15 protein-coding genes and 2 tRNA genes are annotated in these 22,048 nt (G+C 57.5%); 4 read left to right on the top strand and 13 right to left on the bottom strand.

The genetic code is table 11. The features are described 5' to 3' along the window. Window positions 1-64 precede the first annotated feature (64 nt). A complete protein-coding gene (gene fpr, locus AC1ME2_RS06385) occupies window positions 65-844 on the top strand; it encodes a ferredoxin-NADP reductase (protein WP_480439945.1) in 780 nt (259 codons plus the stop codon). Window positions 845-919: 75 nt separating this feature from the next. Here fpr and tsaA read toward each other — a convergent pair whose 3' ends face one another. From tsaA to AC1ME2_RS06370, 3 genes are all read right to left on the bottom strand, one after another. Beyond that, a complete protein-coding gene (gene tsaA / locus AC1ME2_RS06380; protein ID WP_480439944.1) occupies window positions 920-1,618 on the bottom strand; it encodes a tRNA (N6-threonylcarbamoyladenosine(37)-N6)-methyltransferase TrmO in 699 nt (232 codons plus the stop codon). Between the two features lie 53 nt (window positions 1,619-1,671). Next, window positions 1,672-2,136 carry a YehS family protein gene (locus AC1ME2_RS06375; protein ID WP_480439943.1) on the bottom strand — a complete coding sequence of 155 codons (465 nt, stop codon included), beginning with the start codon at window positions 2,134-2,136 and terminating at the stop codon, window positions 1,672-1,674. Window positions 2,137-2,215: 79 nt separating this feature from the next. Continuing rightward, the gene (locus tag AC1ME2_RS06370; RefSeq protein ID WP_480439942.1) at window positions 2,216-2,926 is read right to left on the bottom strand and encodes an rRNA pseudouridine synthase; all 711 of its coding nucleotides are present in this window, start codon (window positions 2,924-2,926) and stop codon (window positions 2,216-2,218) included. 192 nt (window positions 2,927-3,118) lie between these two features. Between AC1ME2_RS06370 and AC1ME2_RS06365 the strand changes: the two genes are divergently transcribed. Then, on the top strand, window positions 3,119-4,114 hold the full coding sequence (locus tag AC1ME2_RS06365) for an alpha/beta fold hydrolase (RefSeq protein WP_480439941.1): 996 nt from the start codon (window positions 3,119-3,121) through the stop codon (window positions 4,112-4,114). A gap of 17 nt (window positions 4,115-4,131) precedes the next feature. Here the strand turns inward: AC1ME2_RS06365 and AC1ME2_RS06360 are convergent, their stop codons facing one another. Then, on the bottom strand, window positions 4,132-4,590 hold the full coding sequence (locus AC1ME2_RS06360) for an acetyltransferase (RefSeq protein WP_480439940.1): 459 nt from the start codon (window positions 4,588-4,590) through the stop codon (window positions 4,132-4,134). 210 nt (window positions 4,591-4,800) lie between these two features. Here AC1ME2_RS06360 and AC1ME2_RS06355 point away from each other — a divergent pair, with 210 nt between their 5' ends. Beyond that, a complete protein-coding gene (locus AC1ME2_RS06355; protein ID WP_480439939.1) occupies window positions 4,801-6,873 on the top strand; it encodes a type VI secretion system Vgr family protein in 2,073 nt (690 codons plus the stop codon). Between the two features lie 36 nt (window positions 6,874-6,909). On the opposite strand, the gene AC1ME2_RS06350 is transcribed toward AC1ME2_RS06355, so the two are convergent. The 5 genes from AC1ME2_RS06350 to rimO all read right to left on the bottom strand — a co-directional run bounded on the left by AC1ME2_RS06350 (window position 6,910) and on the right by rimO (window position 15,130). Further along, complete coding sequence (locus AC1ME2_RS06350; protein ID WP_480439938.1) at window positions 6,910-7,701, bottom strand: hypothetical protein; 792 nt, start codon at window positions 7,699-7,701, stop codon at window positions 6,910-6,912. 337 nt (window positions 7,702-8,038) lie between these two features. Next, window positions 8,039-8,893: a hypothetical protein gene (locus AC1ME2_RS06345; protein ID WP_480439937.1), complete on the bottom strand. Its 855-nt coding sequence runs from the start codon at window positions 8,891-8,893 to the stop codon at window positions 8,039-8,041. Between the two features lie 337 nt (window positions 8,894-9,230). After that, window positions 9,231-12,767, bottom strand: coding sequence for a toxin VasX (locus tag AC1ME2_RS06340; protein WP_480439936.1), 3,537 nt, complete (start codon window positions 12,765-12,767; stop codon window positions 9,231-9,233). Next, window positions 12,764-13,636: a DUF4123 domain-containing protein gene (locus AC1ME2_RS06335; protein ID WP_480439935.1), complete on the bottom strand. Its 873-nt coding sequence runs from the start codon at window positions 13,634-13,636 to the stop codon at window positions 12,764-12,766. The genes AC1ME2_RS06340 and AC1ME2_RS06335 overlap by 4 nt, the downstream gene beginning before the upstream one ends. 156 nt (window positions 13,637-13,792) lie before the next feature. After that, on the bottom strand, window positions 13,793-15,130 hold the full coding sequence (rimO, locus tag AC1ME2_RS06330) for a 30S ribosomal protein S12 methylthiotransferase RimO (RefSeq protein WP_322180408.1): 1,338 nt from the start codon (window positions 15,128-15,130) through the stop codon (window positions 13,793-13,795). 269 nt (window positions 15,131-15,399) lie between these two features. On the opposite strand from rimO, the gene AC1ME2_RS06325 reads away from it, so the two are divergent. Beyond that, complete coding sequence (locus AC1ME2_RS06325) at window positions 15,400-17,298, top strand: potassium transporter Kup (RefSeq protein WP_480439934.1); 1,899 nt, start codon at window positions 15,400-15,402, stop codon at window positions 17,296-17,298. A 75-nt stretch (window positions 17,299-17,373) separates the two neighbouring features. Here AC1ME2_RS06325 and AC1ME2_RS06320 read toward each other — a convergent pair whose 3' ends face one another. The 4 genes from AC1ME2_RS06320 to AC1ME2_RS06305 all read right to left on the bottom strand — a co-directional run bounded on the left by AC1ME2_RS06320 (window position 17,374) and on the right by AC1ME2_RS06305 (window position 21,964). Continuing rightward, entirely contained in the window at window positions 17,374-18,663 is a 1,290-nt protein-coding gene (locus AC1ME2_RS06320) for a virulence factor family protein (RefSeq protein WP_480439933.1), read from the bottom strand. Beyond that, a complete protein-coding gene (mprF, locus tag AC1ME2_RS06315; RefSeq protein WP_480439932.1) occupies window positions 18,663-21,305 on the bottom strand; it encodes a bifunctional lysylphosphatidylglycerol flippase/synthetase MprF in 2,643 nt (880 codons plus the stop codon). The genes AC1ME2_RS06320 and mprF overlap by 1 nt, the downstream gene beginning before the upstream one ends. A gap of 256 nt (window positions 21,306-21,561) precedes the next feature. Continuing rightward, window positions 21,562-21,638, bottom strand: a tRNA-Met gene (locus AC1ME2_RS06310). A 249-nt stretch (window positions 21,639-21,887) separates the two neighbouring features. Beyond that, window positions 21,888-21,964 (bottom strand) — tRNA-Met (locus AC1ME2_RS06305). Window positions 21,965-22,048 lie beyond the last annotated feature (84 nt).

Below are 22,048 nucleotides of genomic sequence, written 5' to 3'. Positions count from 1 at the left end.
CACTAGAATGACGCGCAATAGCGCTCAGAGTTATCGCGAGCGAAAATTTCCGGAGCCCCCGTACATGAGCAACATGAACCACGAGCGTGTCCTCAGCGTCCATCATTGGAATGACACCCTCTTTAGTTTCAAGTGCACCCGTGATCCAGGTTTGCGCTTCGAGAACGGTCAGTTTGTCATGATCGGTCTTCAGCAGCCGAACGGGCGTCCGCTCATGCGCGCTTACTCGATTGCCAGCCCGAACTGGGAAGAGCATCTCGAATTCTTCAGCATCAAGGTGCCTGATGGTCCCCTGACGTCGCAGTTGCAGCACTTGAAGGAAGGCGACGAGATCATCATCAGCAAGAAACCGACCGGCACTCTGGTGCTGGACGATCTCAAGCCGGGCAAGCACTTGTATCTGCTCAGCACGGGGACAGGTCTGGCGCCGTTCATGAGCGTCATCCAGGACCCGGAAACGTATGAACGCTTCGAGAAGGTCATTCTCTGCCACGGCGTACGCTACGTGAACGAAGTGGCCTATCACGAGTTCATCACTGAGCACTTGCCGCAGAACGAGTTCTTCGGTGAAGCATTGCGTGAAAAACTGATTTATTACCCAACCGTGACGCGTGAGCCGTTCGAGAACGAAGGTCGCCTGACCGACTTGATGCGCAGCGGCAAGTTGTTCACGGATATCGGTCTGCCGCCGATCAATCCACAGGATGATCGTGCAATGCTGTGTGGCAGTCCGAGCATGCTTGATGAGACCAGCGAAGTTCTCAACAGCTTTGGTCTGAAGGTATCCCCGCGGATGCGTGAGCCTGGCGATTACCTGATCGAGCGCGCCTTCGTAGAGAAGTAAGGTCAGTCGATTCAGAAAAAAACCCGCTTCGGCAGTCAATGGCCGAGCGGGTTTTTTCTTTTGTGATGTGTTGCCTTACTGTGTCGCAGGCACGACCTCAAGCACGCGTATCAGCCCTGCTTGCGGGTAATGCCAGCGGACATCCAGATCCCACAGCTGTGCGCCGTAGCGGCGCTCTGGGGTGGGTACCTGATAAGCTGGGCGCGGATCTTGTGCCAGGCATTGCTCGATCAACTCAACCAATGGCTCGTTCAGCCGCTGCGCATGTTCATGGGCCTGAAGCAGCGCACTGTCTTCCCATTGCACTGGAATCAACATCGGTGCCGCACTGGCAATCGTGTTTGAGGCACCCTCGACGCTATCGGCATAGGGCACGTACGGCTTGATGTCCAACACGGGTGTGCCGTCCAGCAAGTCGATGCCTGACACCCAGAGGCGCCCCGGCTCTACCTTGTCCAGCTTCACCACCGATTGGCCTATGCCATTAGGGCGATGGGTCGCACGTGTGGCAAACACGCCTATGGATTGGTTGCCGCCAAGGCGCGGCGGGCGAACCTTCAGGCGTGGCTTTTCTTCCAGTGCTTGATGAAAAAGAAAGAGTAGCCAGATATGGCTGACCTGCTCGAGCCCTTGCACGGCGTCGGCGTGATCGAAGGGCGCGACTAACTCCAGGACGCCACGCGCCGCGGGAGCCAATTGAGGCTGCCGAGGTATGGCGAATTTTTCCTTGAAGCAGGAACGCATGAAGCCGACGGGCGAGACGTTGTAAGTCATGGTCATGATCTTGGGTCGAGGTCCGTCGGGCCATTCGCTTTGAGGCAGGGGACTCAGGCGCGAATGCGCAGCGTCAGGCCCTTGAGGAAGTTGCGCAGCAGTTGGTCGCCGCAGGTCCGGTAGTTGCTGTGACCGAACTTGCGGAACAGTGCGCTCAGCTCTGGCTTGGACACCGGAAACTCGGAGGCCTTGAGAATGGCGTGCATGTCGTCTTCCTTGAGTTCGAAGGCGACGCGTAGTTTTTTCAGTACGGTATTGTTCGTCACGGGCACTTCGATTTTTTGCGGTGCGCGGCTGTCGTCCTTGCCTCGCTTGAAGATCACCAGACCGTCGAGAAAGTGCGCCATGACTTCATCGCTGCAATTCAGATAGCCTTCTTCTTCCTCGTCTTTTTTCATGAAGGCGATCACGTCGTCCTTGGACACGTCCAGCCCGCCCAGCTTGATGATCTCCACGACTTTGCCATCGCTGATATCGAGCATGTAGCGAACGCTACGCAGTACATCGTTGTTCATCATGGTTACGGTCCTGATATGTCTGGCGTGAACGTCGCACAGGGAGCCCGTGCGACGCTGAAATGTGGTGGGGCAAACAGGCCTAGAACTTTTCCTTGCCGGACAGGTAGCGCCATTGGCCTTCTGGCAGCTTACCCATGGACACGCCGCCGATGCGGATACGCCGAATGGACACAACCTTGAGGCCAACGCTTTCACACAGCTGGGCGATGACGCCGGGTTGGGGGTTCTTCATGGCGAAGCGCAGGCGGTTTTCGTTCTGCCAACTGGCTTTCACTGCCGGCAGTTCCTTGCCTTTGTAAGTCAGGCCGTGGTTGAGGCGATTAAGGCCATGGGCTGCCATCGTACCGGCAATCTCGACCACGTATTCCTGTTCGATCTTGCTGCGATCATCAGTCAGCTTGCGCAGTACTTTCCAGTCCTGGCTGAACACCATCAAACCGCTGGCGTTGGCCTGCAGGGTCGAGATGGGTGACAGGCGCATGAAGTGCCCTTTGAGTGGGCGTTTACCGTATCGATGCTCTTCGGACAAGGTCCCGGGGCTTATCAATTGCAGCGCGCTTTCAGCATCGAAGCTCGCGGGCTGGTGCAACAGAATAGTCACGGGTTCAGGGGCGGTTGCCTTGGCTTCAGGGTCAAGTTCGACTTTTTGGGTATCGACCATGAACTGGGGTTCTTCAATGACTTCACCATCGACCGTGACCCAACCGCCTTCGATAAATAGTTCAGCCTCCCGGCGGGAGCAGCCGACCAGCTCGACAAGGCGTTTGGAAAGGCGAATGGGGTCTGTCATGACAAAGAGCCGTTACTTAAGGGGAAAGGCGGCTATTGTACCCGCGCAAGCAGTGTTAAACGCGGCTACATTGAAAATGCCTTCAAGATAGGTGTATGTCCTGTGCTTTTTCAGAGGAAGGCCATCAAGGAACCCATCGCCAGCCAATCGTTGTCTGAGTTGGCTAACGCTTATGTTTATGGAGTGTGGTTCATGTCCAAATGGTTTGCAGCGTTGATGATGAGCGTCAGTTTGCCGTTATCCGCCGCTGAAATACCGTCCTACGGCCCACAGTTGCAAGGTTTCGATTACCCCTATCCGGCAAAGAATTTTGCTTTTGAGTCGCAGGGGCAACGAATACAGATGGGCTATATGGACATCAAGCCGTCCCGTGAGCCCAATGGGCGGACCATCGTGCTGTTGCACGGCAAGAATTTTTGCGGCGCGACGTGGGGGGGGACCATCAAACCGCTGAGCGACGCTGGATACCGGGTGATTGCACCCGATCAGATCGGTTTCTGCCGATCGAGTAAACCCGAACATTACAGCTATACGTTCGAGCAATTGGCGCAGAACACCAAAGCGCTGCTCACCCGCCTGGGTATCGACCACGTTATCGTGGTCGGGCATTCCATGGGCGGCATGCTGGCCACCCGCTTTGCGTTGATGTACCCGCAACAGGTGGATCAACTGGTGTTGGTCAACCCCATCGGCCTTGAGGACTGGAAAGCCAAAGGCGTGCCGTCCCTCACGTTCGAGCAATGGTATGCCCGCGACCTTAAAACCAATGCCGACAGCATCCGCAAATACCAGCAGGCGACTTATTACGCCAACGAGTGGCGCCCGGAGTTTGATCATTGGGTTGATATGCAGGCAGGCATGTACAACGGCAAGGGGCGCAAAGAAGTGGCCCGAGCCTCGGCGCTGACGTATGAGATGGTCTTTAATCAACCGGTGTTCTACGCGTTCGAAAAACTGAAAATGCCGACCCTGTTGATGATCGGGCAAAAGGACAACACTGCCATCGGCAAAGACCTCGCACCTGAAGAACTGCGCAAGACATTGGGCAACTATCCCGAGCTAGGCAAGGCCGTGGCTAAACGCATTCCCCATGCAACGCTGGTCGAGTTCGCGAACCTGGGGCACGCGCCGCAAATTCAGGACCCGCAGAACTTCAATAAGGCCTTGATCGACGGCTTGCTGCACTGACAGGCATGCGAGTCGCATCAAACGGCTTGCCTGCTCAGGCGCATATGCAGCAACGGATAAGGCTGACCCATACCGTCTACTTCGGAACGACCGATCACCTCAAAACCCTGCTTGAGATAGAACCCCAGCGCTTGAGGGTTCTGTTCGTTGACGTCCAGTTCGTCGGCGTGAAAGTAATCGATGGCATGGGTGAGCAGTAACTTGCCCAACCCTTGGCCACGGTGCTCAGGGTCGATGAACAGCATTTCGACCTTGCCAGCGGCGATTCCGGCGAAACCGGTGATTCGTTGCTGAGTGTCTTTGCTGCAAATCAGCATCACCGCCTCCAGGTACTGATTGAGCAACAGGCTCTTGAGCATCGAGATGTAGGAGTCGGGCAAGAAATCGTGTGTAGCCCGTACCGAATCTTCCCAAATACGGGCGAGTTCCGGGTAATCACTCTGTCGGGGTGTATGAATGACCGAATGACTGCGCATACAACCTGTCTCCTGAGGCAAAAGTGTGGGTCCGTGATTCGGTAGATTTTTAACGTCGATTTTTTTTGGCGCGTGATTTTATGCTTATTTAATCTAATCACGCCCACTCAATATCGGGAAGCATCCTACGCGCTCCTCGTACCATTACTGGCATCCGCTGAGTCCATCTTCAATGACACTACCAACCCCTTTCAACACGAAGATCCGCGCATGTCTCAAACCGCCCTTACCCCGACGTTCTCTCTGGACATCAACGGGAAGCCGCAAACTGACTTGCAGGTACTGAGTTTTTACGGGACTGAGGCGCTGAGTCGACCGTATGAAATCAACATCGAACTGGTGAGCAGGCGCTCATCCCATGCATTGGACGGTTTGCTGCATAAAGCGGCCTACCTGAGATTCGGGGCGCAAGGGCAGGGGCTGCACGGTCATATTTATTCGATTCGCCAGGGTAAAACAGGCAAGGGATTCACCCATTACCATCTGGTGCTGGCGCCTTATCTGGCCTTTTTGCAGCATTCCAGCCATCGCCGTTCGTTCCAGCACATGACCGTGCCGGCGATCATTCTTGAGGTGCTGAAAGGGCACCACATGCTCAATGGCACCGATGCCTCGTTCGACCGCATCACGGCGGTTATGGCGCCGCGCGACTATTGCGTTCAGTACGACGAGTCGGACCTGCACTTTCTCAGCCGGTTATGCGAGGAAGAGGGGATTTTCTACCGGTTTGAGCATACGCCTGACAGTCATCGCCTGATTTTTGCCGACGATGAAACCCGATTCCCGCAAAAATCCCCGCTGGTGCTGCCGCTCAAACCGGCGAGTGGCCTGGTGGCAGAAGGTCCGGCGGTCAAGGCCTTCGGCGTGCGTCTGACCGCGCAAACCAATCATGTCGCCCTGCGCGACCATGACTTCAAACAGGCCCATATCCCGCTGCAAAGCCTGCAAAACCCCATGCGAACGCAGGCGCAATGGGAGAGCGGCGAAGTCCCCAAATACGGTCCCTACCTGGAGGATTACGTCTACCCCGGCAATTTCGAAGAGAGGAGACGTGGTGACGCGTTATCCCGGCGTACGCTTGAGCGCCATCAAACCGGGTTTCGCCTGGCGGAGGGTGAGAGTGATGAATCACGTTTGCGGAGCGGATTGCGCTTGCACCTGGTTCAGGATTACGCCCCCCAAACCCATTGGGTGCTGATTTTTGTGCAGCATGAAGCAAGACAGCCGCAGGTGCTTGAGGAGCTGGCCGACAGCCGCCCGGTTGAAGAGGGGCGCATCGTTCAGGGTTACCGCAACACCTTCACCGCCCTGCCGGAAGCTGTCCAGTTCCGGCCTGCACTGGAGCACCCGAAACCACGAATCCACAGTACCCAGACCGCCAGGGTTACCGGCCCGGTGAATGAAGAAATCTACTGCGACAAATTCGGCCGGGTGAAAGTCAAATTCCACTGGGACCGCAGCGAACAGGACGACGAAAGAACCAGTTGCTGGGTGCGGGTCGCATCCAGCTGGGCGGGCGACGGGTATGGTGCCGTCACCATCCCACGGGTGGGCATGGAGGTGCTGGTTTCCTATTTGGAAGGAGATGCCGACAGGCCGGTTATCGTCGGCTGCCTGCCCAATAACCTGAACCCCGTTGCGCATGGACTGCCAGAAAACAAGACCAAAAGCGTCTTTCGCAGTCGGAGTTCCAGTGCGAGCACGGGCTTCAACGAAGTCCACTTTGACGACAAGAGCGGTTCGGAACGGGTCTACCTGCGTGCCCAGCGCGACATGGAGCAACTGATCCAGAACGACCGCCGGACTGAAATTGGCGGTCAGCGCCTGGAGACCATCAAGGGCAACAGCACCTCGGTACTCAAAAATGAAGAACACCGCACCACCACCGGCGAGCGCAAGGTTCAACTGCTAGCGGGCGATCATCTGCAGGTGGCAGGCAACAGCCATACCCGCGTCGGCGAGGCGTTGGTCATGGAGGCCGGATTCGAGGTGCACCTCAAATCCGGCGTTAACCTCATTATCGATGCTGGCGTCAGCCTGACGTTAAGCGCGGGCGGTCAGCACATCCTCATAAGCCCTGCCGGCATTTTCAGCAGCGTACCGATCGTGTTGGGCGGGGTGCCGATGCCGGGAATGCCCGCGATGCCATTGATGCCGGGGCAGGTTCAACCCTTGGTTGCCGACACTGTTTTTGCGTCGCAGGGGCAAGTCGACAAAATCCTCAGCGGACAGCTGGCCTGCCCATTGTGCGAGTTGAACAAGCCGGTCCCGAAGAGCGTTTAAGGTAAAAAGCGGCGTTCCATCGCTGATGTTTAGCCCTTACTTCAGTTTCGCTTCAGTAATCTGCACTTCAACGAAGTGCTGAATCAACGAGACCTGCGGCTCTTGCTGGCGCAGGTCCATGACCATTCGGCTCATGCGTTGCAGCTTCTCGCTGGGTTTGGCCCATTCAGCTTCCGGCAGCGGAGCGGACCACGCCTGCATCGCCTCGGGCACGGCGGCGCGGCCCATGCTTTTGATGCGGCGAATTTCCCATTCGGTGAGGTGGTTGGGCAGGGTCCAGAGGGTCATGACGTGGTACAGGTACCACCAGAACGGATAACCCCAGCCCACTTCCCCAGCTTTACGCCGACGGCGCATGCGTTCGCGGGCGTTGTAGAAAGTGTGCAGCCCTTCATGCGGCGGATCGTCGGGGCCTTGCAGGTCGAGAGGGTCCTGAATCTCTTTGAGGGTGTGGACCTCGTACTCCATGTAAGCGCGAATGGCTTCCCAGTTGCAGATGGCCAACTCAAAACCGGCGCAGTGAAATTCCAGGGTGTACTGCTGATCGTGAGGAGGGTGGTAAAAGCCGAGGCCCATGGCGTATTGGATGTTCAGGCCGTATTGAGTAACACCTCGGGCCTGGACGACCCAGGCGGAGAGGGATTCCCAGGGGACGAAGATGGGTTCGGTCTGGCCGGCAGGGACGAAACAGACTTCACGGCGTTGGCGGTTGAAGCGGGTGGGGACGAGGGTTTCGTATTTGGCGAGGTGGTTGAGGGAGATGATGATGCCAAGGGTGAGGATGGCGCCACCGCCCCACGCGCCAATTTGCAAGCCAGATGGAATCATACCCAATGCAAAATCGACAGAGCTTTTTAGGTCCTCCCCTAAGAATAATCCCATTAGGCCAAAGATCATTGGAGCCAAGATAGCGGTCATAAAAAAAATGCCCAAAGGAACACCTAATGTTATGTGCCAGCCAAATACCGCCGGCATTCCTGACCCAAAGGCCATATAGATGTCATTTACTCCACCTACCTCATTTCCATAGTCCTGAGCCGGCTTGTCAGTGGGCAAAGGAACGGGGGCCAGATAAATAACCTGGCCGCTGGGGAAGTTTTCGATCATCCCAGCATACGGTTCACGACTGATTGGTGGCGGCGCGTCAAGGGGCGGTTTAGCCATATCAGTCGTCCTCCTGTGGCAGGTGGAGGGGATCAATCAGGGGGGCATCGCCTTCCTCTCCTTGAAGCTCTCGTTTCGCTTCAGCAATCTGCACTTCAACGAAGTGTTGAATCAACGAAACCTGCGGCTCTTGCTGGCGCAGGTCCATAACCATTCGGCTCATGCGTTGCAGCTTCGCGCTGGGTTTGGCCCATTCAGCTTCCGGCAGCGGAGCTGACCATGCCTGCATGGCCTCGGGCACGGCGGCGCGGCCCATGCTCTTGATGCGGCGGATTTCCCATTCGGTGAGGTGGTTGGGCAACGTCCAGAGGGTCATGACGTGGTACAGGTACCACCAGAACGGATAACTCCAGCCCACTTCCCCGGCTTTACGCCGACGGCGCATGCGTTCGCGGGCGTTGTAGAAAGTGTGCAGCCCTTCGTGTGGCGGATCGTCGGGGCCTTGCAGGTCGAGGGGGTCCTGAATCTCTTTGAGGGTGTGGACCTCGTACTCCATGTATGCACGAATGGCTTCCCAGTTGCAGATGGCCAACTCAAAACCGGCGCAGTGAAATTCCAGGGTGTATTGCTGATCGTGAGGCGGGTGGTAAAAACCGAGGCCCATGGCGTACTGGATGTTCAGGCCGTATTGGGTGACCCCTCGGGCCTGAACGACCCACGCAGAAAGTGACTCCCAGGGGACGAAGATCGGTTCGGTTTGACCGGCCGGGACGAAACAGACTTCACGGCGTTGGCGGTTGAAGCGGGTGGGGACGAGGGTTTCGTATTTTGCGAGGTGGTTGAGGGAGATGATGATGCCGAGGGCTAGAGCGAGGCCGCCGCCCCACGCGCCGATTTGCAAGCCAGATGGGATCATGCCCGATGCAAAATCGACAGAACTTTTTAGATCCTCCCCTAGGAATAATCCCATTAGACCAAAGATCATCGGAGCCAAGAAAGCGACCATAACAAAGCATGAAAATGGACCTCCCACTATTAATTGCCAACTAAATGCAGTCGGTAATCCCAGCCCAAAATCCATATAGGCGTCACTTATCGAACCCACCGCATTTCCATAGTCCTGAGCCAGCGTATCGGTGGGCAACGGAACGGGGGCCAGATAAATAACCTGGCCACTGGGAAATGTTTCAATCATCCCTGCGTAAGGTTCCTGATTGATCTGCGGAGGACTGCTAACGGAGGGTTTAGCCATATCAATCGTCCTCCTGTGGCAGGTGGAGGGGATCAATTTGGTAAAAAGTGCATTTCTCCCCTTGAGGTTCAAGGTTCTTATCAGCGATCTCACCGCCTTGGCCGTCGAGAGGTACGCGGAATTGATAAACGTTGAGTAAGTAAACGCCGTCCTCGGGGCTAAAGTCTCCGAGTTCAACGGTGACCACCAACTCGTCGCGCTCGGTGGCGGTTGGGTGATACTCGCGAGTGGGCGCCTCAAACTCCAGAACCAGAGGTGTTGCTTGTTTGATCTGCAGTTTTTGGATCAGGGCGTCAGTTGCGACAGTCCAGCGCTCGACAGCTTTTACTCGCGTGGTGTGAGTGCGTACTTCATAGCCGCCTATCCGGAGCACGGTTTTAGCCGTTCTGCTGCCGAACGGCTTCATAAGGTCGGCACTGGAGGTGGTGGGCAGGTGCAGCATTATTCGCGTCGCGGACAGGGTGCCCTGATTATCGGATTGGTTGGGGCATACTTCGATTTTTGGGGCCTTGACCTGAACGTGCAGACTTTTTTGGTACCCGCTTAACGCCAGCGACAAACGTCGATCCGCATCTCGACTCCAGGGAGTGGTGAGCAGCCATTGATCATGGCGGCTGAGATTGTAGCGGTTATAAAGCCAACTACCGGATAGCTCCAGCGCAGTAAACAAAATACCAGCCATGTTAACGCGGAAAAGTACTGTAGAAAGGCGAGTGCCAGCCGCTGCCCAAGCGGCTAGGCGCGCATCAGTTTGAGACGCGACGGATAGGACGTTTTTGCCCGCCATCAATGTTTCACCAAAACCATAAGCGTTGCTTAGTAAAAAGCCGGTATTGCCCGCCATGCTTAGAGTGGCACCCGCTTGTGCTGCACCGTTGCCCTCGCGTGCAGCATTTAACCAATTGCTACTAGTGCTCTTCAGGCTCATTGCTGCGGCTAGCGTTCCTACGAAGTAGCCGGCAAGGCCCAAGCCAAGATGCAACCTTCCCAATTGGACGTGGACGCCTTTCAACTCGGCTACTTTTATGTTCTTGCTCAACACCGCCGCCTGCGCGCCAAGTGCTGTATCGGCTATGCCTTGTGCAGCCCCGAACCCTGCTGCGGCGGTAGTAAAAAATGGACCCCACAATAGCCCGGTGTCCCTTTTTTGCTCGGGTTGAACCATTACCTCTTTCCACACCTGCACAAAATTCACCAACTGCGCCGCAAACACCAGCAACCCAGCCCCATCCCCCAACAACCCTGCGTTAGGCGCAACCCTTACCCCTTGCCGATAGTTTTCCAGCAACGAGCGCACCTGCGCCTGCTGCTCCGGCGGGAACACCAGCGCCAACCCAGGCTTGCCGGCCGTCGCCGTTTGCAAATGAACCGCCCCCACTGGCAGTTCACGAATCGGGCTCAGCATCCGGGCCAGTCGCTCTTCCAGAACGTTAAGTTTCTGTTGAGTCTCGGGCCGCTGGCTTTCCAGCTCTTGAGCCAGCCAGTGATCTTTTTCCGCACGATAGCGACGGGCATTGTTGTTCAGGGAACGCAGGTGTCTACGTTCCGCCTGCACCTCCTTGACCGTCTCACCCAAGGCTTTCAGGTCATCGGCATCTGCTATTTGAAAACTGACCTTCTCGCGCCGGGCCGCGTCGAGCAACGAAACCCCGAAGGTCTTGGGCAGGTAGCGAAACAGTGCCTCGATGTCCGGCATCTGGCCTTTGTCCAAGGCCTGCATGAAATCGTGCAGCCCTTGTTGCACGCCCCATTGCACGGCGGGGGCGAGGGTGCCCCAAGCGGCGGTGGCATTGACTTGGGTGGGGTTGGGCAGGGTCTCGATGTCCGGCAGATGGCCGGCAAACAGCGTTTTCAGCTTCTCTAGCCACTCCGGCGCGTCTTTGATCAGCAGCCAGCCTGCGTTGGTGAGCAAGGCGAATTGTGCGGCCAGTTCGGTCTGCACGCTCAGCGGCAAGGTAAAAAACAGCGACCGACTCTGATGCGGGTTGCGGTTCAGCCAGGCAACAATGGTGTCGTTGGCGGTGTCACTGCGGCACAGGTCTTTCAGGCAGTCGTATTGGGTGAGCAAGGCGTGATCGATCTGCTCCAGATCGTTGGCGTCGTAATACCAGGCGGCGCGGTGGAAACGGTTGTGGGTCAGCATTTCCAGTCGGTCGTAGGTGATGCGATCAAGCAGGGCGTTCCAATGCGCGAGCTTGGGGCGTTGCTCCTTGAGAAAAGCGTCCATGCGCGGACGGTCGATCAGGTCGTTGATTCCGCGCTGGCCCCAGCGTGCGCCGTACAGCAGGTCTCTTAGCCGGTTATCCTGTTCGCGGTGCAGCTTGACCAGGGTTTGCCAGTGGATGGCGATGAAATCGGGGTCGGCGGTGGCGAGTTTTTGTTTGAGGTAGTAAAGCTCGACGGCTTTGTTCAGCTCGCTGACCATGTTGTAGCCAATGGCTCGCACGGGGCCGAGCTGGATGCTTTTTAGCTGTGCCTTGAGGTCGGCAGGATGATCAGGGTCCGAAACACCGGGCAGCGGATTGGCCACCGGATCAAGGTTCAGCACCTCCAGCAACGCCTGCCGCGTTTCCCCACGTTGGGGTTCGGGCAGCGTTTCCAGATCAAGCAATAACGCCTTGAGCGCAGGGTCATCGGTGCTCTTGGCCATCTCGCTGAGGTTGGCGGCGCTGATCTGGCTCAGCGATTCGATGTAGCAGCCCAGCAAGTAATCACGCTCGGTGTGGCCTTCTTCCTGACCGCTGCGGGCCCAGTCATCGATCCAGCCCACCACCTTGTCCTGATAGTTCGCCAGGTCGCGCATTACGCCGATATCGTCGCGCACGGCGAGGAACAGGAAGTCGTTTTTGTGCTCGTTGCTGACCTGGCTGGTCAGCTCCTCGATCAAGGTCTGACGAAACAGCGGTGGGTGTTCCCACAGGTACGGGATGTTTTCTTCAGGCGTAAGGCCTTGATGAGGGGCGTCGTGATCCCGCACCACCTCGGCCAGCCATTTTTTCGCGTGCCGCTCATGCAGCAGCGGCGCGACGATGTGTTCGCTGTTGACCGGCGCAAGGTCGATACGCTGCATGAAGTGCTCGCGCTCGGTGGCGCTATCGAGCACCTGCCGGCATTTGGCGACGGTCCACTGCACCTCCGAGTAGGCGACATGCAGCACGCTGCGCCGGGAGAAGATCATTTCGGGTGGATCGCCCAGGGGCGGGCGATGCGCTTTGAACGCCTTGCCGGTGAACAGCCAGTACTCCAGCGAGCCGTCTTTGATGCTGTATTCACTCAGCATGCCGGTGACGCTGTCGATCACATACAGATAACCGTCACGCAGCATGCGCAGACCCAAGGGGCGGCTTTGCAGCGTGTAAGGCATCGCCAGATCAGCGCTCGGATCGAGACCGTCTTCAACCAGGCCGTAACGTACCGGCAGCAGGTGAAGGGTTGTTTGCATGAGTGGGCAAACACCGACTTCGCCGAAGGGCGTGGCGCTTTTGGATCTTGCGACCAGGATGGCCATGTGGCCGCGAGGGGTCATGAAGTCGGTCATGGCTGGCTCCTTATTTGGGCCAGATCTGCGATGGTTTCGGCCCGCTCGGTGGCGGGATAGTTGGGGTTATGCTGCAAAAGGCTGGCAATGAGGCGGTCGCCCAGTAACGCCTGTTCATTCATAAATCCGTGAGCGGTGGCATACAGATAGAGTTCTTTTTCACTTCCAAAACCGTGCTCGACAGCACGGCGCGCCAATGCCTGCAGATGCTCCCAATACTGCGGGTCCGTTAAATCAGCCTGGTAGTCAGGGAAGTAGTGCTTCATGTGCCGGGAGAGTCCGGTCACCGTCTTGTGAAAGCTGGCGTCGTCGAGACTGTCCCACTGCTTTTCGTTAAGTCGGTAGGGTGCATCGTGTTTCGGGGGCGGCATTTCGCCGGGGCGGGTGTAGTGATGCCAACCGTTGCGCGCAAGGTCTGCTGTGAAAATGTGCTGGCAGGGACCGAACAGCACGGAGTCTGGATATTCCGCCCCAAACAGGGCATCTGCTACCGGCGGGTAGGCCATGCGCAGCAGCATTTCTTGCCCGGACGGATGCTCAATGACGGTCAACCAGCGCAGATGCGCCACGACCTGCTCCCAGGGCTCATCGCTGACCAGCAGGTAGCCCCATTGTTGATCGACGTTGGCCAGGAACTGCGCAAGCGTTGGGTCGTCTGCACTTTTCAGGCGGACAAGGCACGGGGAGAGGTCTCTAAACTCGGCAAGCCGGGTGGTGAGGTAAAGCACGTCCACCTTCGGAATCTCGGCCCACTCGAATAGACGCGGCAAAAGCTTCTCGACCTGTACGGCATCAAGCAGCAGGCCGACGCTTTGTTGCCAGGGGAGATCTTCTGGCAACGCGATCCGTTTAGCAGTGGCCGATCCCATTTGCACAATCCTTCGCGTTTATAGAAAGCGACGACTATGACGGGAATGGAGAGAGGGTTATGTCGGCGGAGGGAGTGACAGGCGGTAAGACTTTTCCCTAAGTTGCAAAAAAGCCCTGCCAGTTAAAGGGCAGGGCTTTTTTTTCGAGCGGCTGATTTAAACCGTTTCAGCCCACAGGTCGTATTCGTCAGCGTCGGTTACCCGGCACAAGACTTTGTCACCCGGCTTGAGGTCCTGGTCACTGTCGATAAAGACGTTGCCGTCGATTTCTGGCGCGTCGAAGAAGCAGCGGCCTACGGCACCACCGTTTTCGTCGATTTCGTCGATCAGCACTTCAATCTCTTTGCCGACTTTCAATTGCAAGCGGGCTGCGCTGATGGCTTGCTGGTGCGCCATGAAGCGGTCCCAACGGTCCTGTTTGATCTCGTCCGGGACGTGATCGCCCAAGGCGTTGGCCGGTGCGCCTTCGACCGGGGAGTACTGGAAGCAACCTACGCGGTCGAGTTGGGCTTCGGTCAGCCATTCGAGCAGGTATTGGAAGTCTTCTTCAGTTTCGCCGGGGAAGCCGACGATGAAGGTCGAGCGGATGATCAGGTCCGGGCAGATTTCACGCCAGTTCTTGATCCGCGCCAGGGTCTTGTCTTCGAAGGCCGGACGTTTCATCGCCTTGAGGATTTTCGGGCTGGCATGCTGGAAGGGGATATCCAGGTACGGCAGGATTTTCCCGGCCGCCATCAGCGGAATCAATTCATCGACGTGCGGGTACGGGTAAACGTAGTGCAGGCGGACCCACACCCCGAGAGTGCTGAGTGCTTCGCACAATTCAGTCATGCGTGTCTTGACCGGCTGCCCGTTCCAGAAACCGGTGCGGTATTTGATGTCGACGCCATAAGCACTGGTGTCCTGGGAGATCACCAGGAGTTCCTTGACCCCGGCCTTGACCAGGCGCTGGGCTTCGTCGAGTACGTCACCGACTGGACGGCTGACCAACTTGCCGCGCATCGACGGGATGATGCAGAAGCTGCAGCTGTGGTTGCAGCCTTCGGAAATCTTCAGGTAGGCATAGTGGCGTGGCGTCAGCTTGATGCCTTGAGGCGGCACCAGATCGATCAGCGGGTTGTGATCAAGGTTTGGCGGCACGGCGTCATGAACGGCGTTGACCACTTGTTCGTATTGTTGCGGGCCGGTAACGGCCAGCACGCTGGGGTGGACCAGGCGGATCGCGCTTTCTTCTACGCCCATGCAGCCGGTAACGATTACCTTGCCGTTTTCAGCGAGGGCTTCACCGATCACTTCCAGTGATTCTGCTTTGGCAGTGTCGATAAAGCCGCAGGTGTTGACTACCACGACGTCAGCGTCCTGGTAGGTGGCGACGATTTCGTAGCCTTCCATGCGCAGTTGGGTGAGGATGCGTTCAGAATCGACCAGGGCTTTGGGGCAACCCAGGGAAACGAAGCCAACCTTTGGGGCAGACGGCGTGGTGACGGTGGACATAGCGAACCTCGGTATTGGGTGGCGCCCGGGCAAATGGCTGGGGTACCGACTGGGCGCTTGGCACGCCGCTGATCAAAAAGTGCGCAATTCTAGCGGCGACACAGTAGATTGACCAGCTTTATGCAGAGAATTACGACGAGTGCTGCGCTATGCTTCGCGGCGTTACGCTCGATCGCATCGATGGCGTTAATCGGTATCTGTAAAAACGGCGCTCGCTCAGGCACAGCGTTGTGCTTTTGGAACCCAGGTCTTGGTTGTAGGAGTGGTAAATGGGTCAGGCAATTAGTCAGGCAGAGGCTGGACATCATTCGGCAAAGCCACTGGGACTGCTGATCGCAGCCATCGGTGTGGTTTACGGCGATATCGGCACCAGCCCTCTGTACACCCTTCAAACGGTGTTCTCCGGAGGGTATGGGGTAACGGTAGATCGCGATGGGGTGCTCGGCATCCTGGCGCTGATCTTCTGGTCGCTGATTTGGGTGGTTTCGCTTAAATACGTGCTGTTCATTTTGCGCGCTGACAACCAGGGCGAGGGCGGAATCATGGCGCTGACCGCGCAGGCTCGGCAGGCTGCCTCGCCGTATCCCAGGTTACGCGGTGCATTGGTGGTTTGCGGTCTGTTCGGCGCGGCGCTATTTTATGGCGACAGCATGATTACCCCGGCCATCTCCGTGCTCTCGGCGGTGGAAGGTCTGGAGCTGGCGTTCAAGGGCGTCGAACATTGGGTGGTGCCCCTTTCGTTGATCGTGCTGGTGGGGTTGTTTCTAATTCAGCGTCACGGTACGGCGCGGATCGGCATTCTGTTCGGACCGGTGATGGTCCTCTGGTTCCTCGTGCTGGCTGCGCTGGGCCTCTACGGAGTCATGCAGCATCCAGATGTGCTCAACGCACTTAACCCGGCATGGGGCTTGCATTTTTTTATGGTCCACCCGGGCGTCGGTGTGACCATTCTTGGTGCTGTGGTACTGGCATTGACGGGCGCTGAAGCACTGTATGCCGATATGGGGCACTTTGGTCGCAAACCCATCGCCCGTGCCTGGTTCGTTCTGGTGCTGCCAGCGCTGGTGCTGAACTATTTTGGTCAGGGTGCGTTACTGCTCGATAACCCGGAAGCTGCGCGTAACCCGTTCTACCTGCTGGCGCCGAGTTGGGCGTTGATCCCATTGGTCGCTCTGTCGACTCTGGCCACGGTGATTGCTTCGCAGGCAGTTATTTCCGGGGCTTTCTCTATGACGTTGCAGGCGATTCAGCTGGGTTATATCCCGCGTATGCACATCCAGCACACCTCCAGCTCTGCCCAAGGCCAGATTTATATTGGCGCGGTGAACTGGGCGCTGATGGTGGGTGTGATCTTGCTGGTGTTGGGTTTCGAGTCTTCCAGTGCCCTGGCTTCCGCTTACGGGGTTGCCGTGACCGGGACTATGCTGATCACCACGATCCTGGTGGCGGCGGTGGTGTTGCTGTTGTGGAAATGGCCACCGTTGTTGGCCGTACCGGTTCTGCTCTGCTTTTTGCTGGTTGACGCGCTGTTCTTTGCCGCTAACGTGCCGAAAATAGTGCAGGGCGGCGCGTTCCCGGTGTTGGCAGGTATTGTTCTGTTCATCCTGATGACCACCTGGAAGCGCGGGAAACAGTTGCTGGTGGATCGGATCGATGAGGGAGGGCTGCCGCTGCCGATCTTTATCAGCAGTATCCGTGTCCAGCCGCCGCATCGCGTGCAAGGTACGGCGGTATTTCTGACTGCCCGTGCCGATGCGGTACCGCATGCCTTGTTGCATAACCTGCTGCACAACCAAGTGTTGCACGATCAGGTGGTGCTGCTGACCGTGGTTTACGAGGACTCCCCACGTGTCCCTGCGAGCCGGCGCTTTGAAGTCGAGGCGTACGGTGAGGGCTTCTACCGGGTGATTCTGCATTTCGGTTTCATCGACGAACCGGATGTACCCGCCGCGCTGAAGCTGTGCCACCTGGACGAGCTGGATTTCAGCCCGATGCGCACTACGTACTTCCTCAGCCGCGAAACAGTCGTTGCCTCCAAGCTGGAAGGCATGGCGCGTTGGCGCGAAGGGTTGTTCTCGTTCATGCTCAAGAATGCCAACGGTAACCTGCGCTTCTTCAAGCTACCGTTCAATCGGGTGATCGAGTTGGGTACTCAGGTAGAGATGTAAGGCGCAGAAACAAAAAGTCCCCGAGCTGCAAGGCTGCGGGGACTTTTTTGTGGTGCAGGGTTCAGCAGAGAGGGATCAGCCTTGTTTGGCAGGGGTTTTCCCTTGGCGTTTCTCGATGGCCTCGATCATGCGCTTGGCCAGGGCCGGGTAGTTTTCATCGAAGTGGTGGCCGCCTGGCAGCCTGAGCTTCTCACCGACGGCAGTCGCTTCGGTGCAGCCGCTCTCGGCATCTTCTTCAGCACCATAAATGCACAACACTTTCTCAGGGGGCAGCTTGGCCATTTCAGGGCCCGTGGGTGCTTCCTTGCCCGCAGTCCCCAGCCAGCCCTCGACCTCAATCTCGAAACTGCCACTGCGCGCGAATGCCAGCAGGATAATTGCGTCGACACGTTTCTGATCGTCGGGATCCAGGCGGTTATAGATCGCCGGCAGCACATCTGCGCCGAAGGAATAACCTGTCAGTACGAAGCGCTTGGTGCCCCATTTTTGCCGGTAATGCGCCATCAGTTTGGCAAGGTCCTCGGCGCTTTGCTCGGGAGCCTTGTGCTGCCAGTAGTAGCGCAAGGTGTCGATGCCGACCACCGGGTAACCGATCTTGGCCATTTCGCCGGCCACGTCACGGTCAAGGTCGCGCCAGCCACCGTCCCCGGAGAGAAACAGGGTTACGGTGTCGGTTGTCTGTCCGGCAGGGACTTCTACCACCGGAATGTTCAGGCCGCCGTTATTGTCATTTGCGACCAATTGATGGCGCAGTTGGCTGTTGAGTACCTGCGGCAAGTGAATGTCATAGTCGCTGATGCTGTTCTCGGCATTGGGCTGATCACGAACGAATGAGGCGGCCGCGTCATCCGGGCCGTCGTTCCAGGCGACCAGCCAGTGACCGTGAGCGGCAGTCTTGGGCAGTGCATCATTGCAGCCAGGTGGTTCGAGGGAAAAACCTACCGATATCGCTTGTGCTTTGTCGTCGGTTTGTCCCGCAAGCCAGCGCCAGGCCAGCGTTGCGCCCGGGCCGATACCTGCCACCAGGGTGGGCGCGCCGTCGAGCTTTTGCAGGCTGGCATTCAGCGTTTGCTGCTGCAGGGCGCAGTCATCCTTGGGCAAAATCACCTGTACGACCTCAGCGCTGGCGTCCTGGCTCAGGGCCAGCAGTTGCGTGTCCGTCAGACCTTCATCCGCCAGGACGGCCACGGCAACTTGAGCGATGGCCTTGGTGCCGGGCAAGACCCGGGTCAGGGCTGCCCCATTTTCCAGTGTCAGGTGTTCGAGACTGGCTTCAGGCGCAGGGCGGCTCCATAGCCAAAAACCAAGTACCAGTGCGAGAACAATCAGGGCTGCGAGCAAAAATCGCCAGTAGCGTTGAATCATTAGCGTTTCACCAATCCAGTCAGGCCGCCTGCAATCAGGGCAGCAGTGTCAGCCAGTGCCACGAGCGGATCAAGTCCGGCGGGTACGGCCATATAGCGGGGTTCCCAGTCAGGCTGGAATTTGTCTTTGAAGCGGCGCAAGCCTTGGAAGTTATACAGTTGCTCGCCACGGCGGAATACCATCGAGCCCAAGCGTTGGGTCAAGGGTGCGCCGCGTCGCGGTTGCAGGCCAGAAAGCGGCACCATCCCCAAACTGAAGCGCCCATAACCCTGCTCTTTATAATGCAGAATCAGGCTGACCATCATGAATTCCATGGTCAGTTTGGGGGCGTCAGGGTGCGCGCGCATCAGATCCAGACTGGCCAGTTCATGCCGGGAGGTTTCCAGCAGGTTGGCAAATGCTACAGGTTTGCCTTCGAAGTGGATGATCGCTATCCGGAAATGCTGCAAGTATTGTGGGCTGAAACGGCCTAGGGAGAAGCCTTTTTCTCGTACGTTTTTGCCGGTGAGCCATGCATCGGAGATCACCTTCAGTTCGTCCAACGGAGCCTGACCGACCTCGTAGATCTCCAGCGACAAGCCATCCCGGGTACCACGGTTCCAGGTATAGCGCAGGTCTTTCATCTCCTTGCCTTTGGCGTCGATGTCAAAACGTCGCAAGTCGACCCGCGCTTCTTCGCCCAGCTTGATCGCAGTCAAGCCGATGTCCATGTAGAACGGCAGATTTTCCGCACGCACCTGGTAAAACACCGGGCGGGCGTGATGGATGTCGCACAGGTCGCGGAACTGCCAGATCAACTCTGCGCGTTGCTGCGTCGGGCCAATGGGATCATACAGCGCTACCAGGCTTCGACCACGGTGTGCATACATCAAAAAGGCCTTGCCGCTAGGGTGCAGCAGTAGCGCTTTATCACCGGTCAGTACAAGGCCGCCATCAGGCTGATCGGAAGCGTTCACGATCTCGGCGGCTTTGGCCAGTTCTGCGTCAGTCGGCAAGGTGATCACCGGACGCGCGGTGCGCAACAGCCAGGTGAGAGAGACGATTACCAGTAATACCGCACTGCCCAGCGCCGAGCGCAAGGCGCGAGGCGCATCGGAGTTGAGGGTGAATTGCCACCAGAGCTGATGGCTGTAAGGCACATCTTGATAGGCAAACAAGAGTAGCCATATCGACGCTCCGAGCACACAAATGCTGGCTACCAGGTAGAGCGGCGAAAAGGGCAGTTCAAGCAAGCGGCTAGGGCGATAGAACGATCGCCGGAAGATCGTCAGGAGGCCAGCAGTCAGCGTCAGCAGGCAGGCTTCTTCCCAGTCGAAGCCCTTGAGCAGAGACAGCAGGGCGCCGACCAGCAGCAGCACGACTGTCAGCATCCACGCGGCCGACAGGCGACGACGCAGGCCTTGGGCCAGCAGCAGGCACAATACGCCAATCAGGCTGGCACCAAAGTGCGAAGCGTCGATCAGGCGGTGTGGGATTAGAAAGCCAACGTGTTGCAGGCGCGTATCGATTTCGGGTGTGGCGCCGGAGAACAGCAGGACCACGCCCGACAGAAATACCAGCAACGCCAGGATCGGTGCGGCCAGACCAGATGCCACGCGTATCGCTTCGCGGGTCGGCAGAAAGCGTTGAGCTTCGCTGATCAATAACGCCACACAGGCCAGCAGCAGCGGCAGCACCACATAGATCAGGCGATAAAGCAGCAGGGCAGCGGCCAACGGTGCAGCGCCAAGTTGATCGGCGAAGGCGGCGAGCAAAATCGCCTCGAACACACCCACACCACCTGGCACATGGCTGAGCACGCCTGCGGCCAGAGCAAGCAGGTAAACCAGCAAGAAAGCGCCAAAGGGAGGCGCATCGGGCAGTAACAAGTAAAGCACGATGGCTGCGGCACCGACGTCCAATGCAGTGATGACCAATTGCATCAACGTAAGATTCAGGCCGGGCAGGCGCAGGGTGCGACGTCCCGCGCGGACCAGCAGATTGTGCGGGATCGGTTGTTCGGGCAGACGACGACGATAAATGCCTACGGCCAGCAACACACTGAGCGCGAGGACAGCCACGGCCACCGACGCGAGCAGTGGAATGCTCAAATGCAGAGCAACAGAGGCGGCCGGCAGGTCGCTCAAGGTCGCCAAGGCGGCAAGCGGTGGCAGGGCGCAGCCCAGTGACAGGCTGGCAAATAAAGTCATGCGCGCCACTTCTACGGCGCCCAGGCCATGACGTGCGTAAAGTCGGTAGCGTACCGACCCACCTGACAACAGCGACAGTCCTACGGCGTTGCCAATGGCGAACGCAGTAAAGCCACCAAGGATCAGCGTTCGGGTGGGGAGCTGAACATTGGCGTAGCGGCTGGCCGACCACTCATAGCCCAGTAGCACCACAAAGCCAACGGCAGTCGCCGCCAGGGCTCCGCCCAGTGCAGGCAGCGGAACGCTCAGCAGCGAATCGTGCAGGGCGTAGAGGTCCAGTTCACTCAATAGATGACGACAGGCGATCAGTGCAATCGAGAACAGCAGCAACGTTATCGCCAGACCCAAGGGTTGGCGGTATTTGCTCAGCAGTTCCAGCCAGTGCAAGCGAGCAGACGCAATCGGTTGAGTGCCGGTTACAGCTTCATTGGTTTCGGACGAATTGGCGCGCATCAATCACTCCTTGGATCGTGCGCGACAGGATGGAGGTATACAGACAAGTTACCAATCCCTACGCAAAAAATATTTCGAGATATTAGCGCGTCATAGTCTAACGAGCGAATGTAGCGGATTCGTTTCAGCCGACGATTTAGCCGACGACACCTATCCTTCGGATCGACAGTTCTGACAAGCATTTTCGTCCGCTGTTCCGGCGCTTTTTAGTCAGGCACAAAAAAGGCCACTCTTTCGAGCAGCCTTTTTTGATATTTGGTTGCGGGAGCCGGATTTGAACCGACGACCTTCGGGTTATGAGCCCGACGAGCTACCAGACTGCTCCATCCCGCGTCTGTGTGGCGGCATTCTACAGCTGAACGGCGGAGTGTCAACTGTTAATGTCACGGTGGCAGTAATTAACCATAAATAGTCTGTCAGAACGGCTAAGTGGCCGGAGTGCGAAGGCTTTCTTCTGATTGGGCGCTGCTCATCCCCCACCGGTCTATGACTGGCGGTTCTACAAAGAGGAGGGGCAAGGTTGGGGGGGGTTAATTGAAGATACAAAAAAGGCCACTCTTTCGAGTAGCCTTTTTTGATATTTGGTTGCGGGAGCCGGATTTGAACCGACGACCTTCGGGTTATGAGCCCGACGAGCTACCAGACTGCTCCATCCCGCGTCTGTGTGTCGGTATTCTACAGCGGAACGCTAGGCTGTCAATGGTTAATTTAAGAAAAGTGCTTTTCCTTCAATTGCTTAGCCT

Source organism: Pseudomonas sp. ASL9, assembly GCF_056680335.1.
Note: the sequence above shows the minus strand (reverse complement) of the source record. Positions and strands in the feature narration are given on the sequence as shown.

Bases quoted from the DNA above. Each gene is read 5' to 3' on its own strand.
- fpr (WP_480439945.1), top strand. From the start codon at position 65: ATGAGCAACATGAACCACGAGCGTGTCCTCAGCGTCCATCATTGGAAT.
- tsaA (WP_480439944.1), bottom strand. From the start codon at position 1,618: ATGACTTACAACGTCTCGCCCGTCGGCTTCATGCGTTCCTGCTTCAAG.
- AC1ME2_RS06375 (WP_480439943.1), bottom strand. From the start codon at position 2,136: ATGATGAACAACGATGTACTGCGTAGCGTTCGCTACATGCTCGATATC.
- AC1ME2_RS06370 (WP_480439942.1), bottom strand. From the start codon at position 2,926: ATGACAGACCCCATTCGCCTTTCCAAACGCCTTGTCGAGCTGGTCGGC.
- AC1ME2_RS06365 (WP_480439941.1), top strand. From the start codon at position 3,119: ATGTCCAAATGGTTTGCAGCGTTGATGATGAGCGTCAGTTTGCCGTTA.
- AC1ME2_RS06360 (WP_480439940.1), bottom strand. From the start codon at position 4,590: ATGCGCAGTCATTCGGTCATTCATACACCCCGACAGAGTGATTACCCG.
- AC1ME2_RS06355 (WP_480439939.1), top strand. From the start codon at position 4,801: ATGTCTCAAACCGCCCTTACCCCGACGTTCTCTCTGGACATCAACGGG.
- AC1ME2_RS06350 (WP_480439938.1), bottom strand. From the start codon at position 7,701: ATGATTCCATCTGGCTTGCAAATTGGCGCGTGGGGCGGTGGCGCCATC.
- AC1ME2_RS06345 (WP_480439937.1), bottom strand. From the start codon at position 8,893: ATGATCCCATCTGGCTTGCAAATCGGCGCGTGGGGCGGCGGCCTCGCT.
- AC1ME2_RS06340 (WP_480439936.1), bottom strand. From the start codon at position 12,767: ATGACCGACTTCATGACCCCTCGCGGCCACATGGCCATCCTGGTCGCA.
- AC1ME2_RS06335 (WP_480439935.1), bottom strand. From the start codon at position 13,636: ATGGGATCGGCCACTGCTAAACGGATCGCGTTGCCAGAAGATCTCCCC.
- rimO (WP_322180408.1), bottom strand. From the start codon at position 15,130: ATGTCCACCGTCACCACGCCGTCTGCCCCAAAGGTTGGCTTCGTTTCC.
- AC1ME2_RS06325 (WP_480439934.1), top strand. From the start codon at position 15,400: ATGGGTCAGGCAATTAGTCAGGCAGAGGCTGGACATCATTCGGCAAAG.
- AC1ME2_RS06320 (WP_480439933.1), bottom strand. From the start codon at position 18,663: ATGATTCAACGCTACTGGCGATTTTTGCTCGCAGCCCTGATTGTTCTC.
- mprF (WP_480439932.1), bottom strand. From the start codon at position 21,305: ATGCGCGCCAATTCGTCCGAAACCAATGAAGCTGTAACCGGCACTCAA.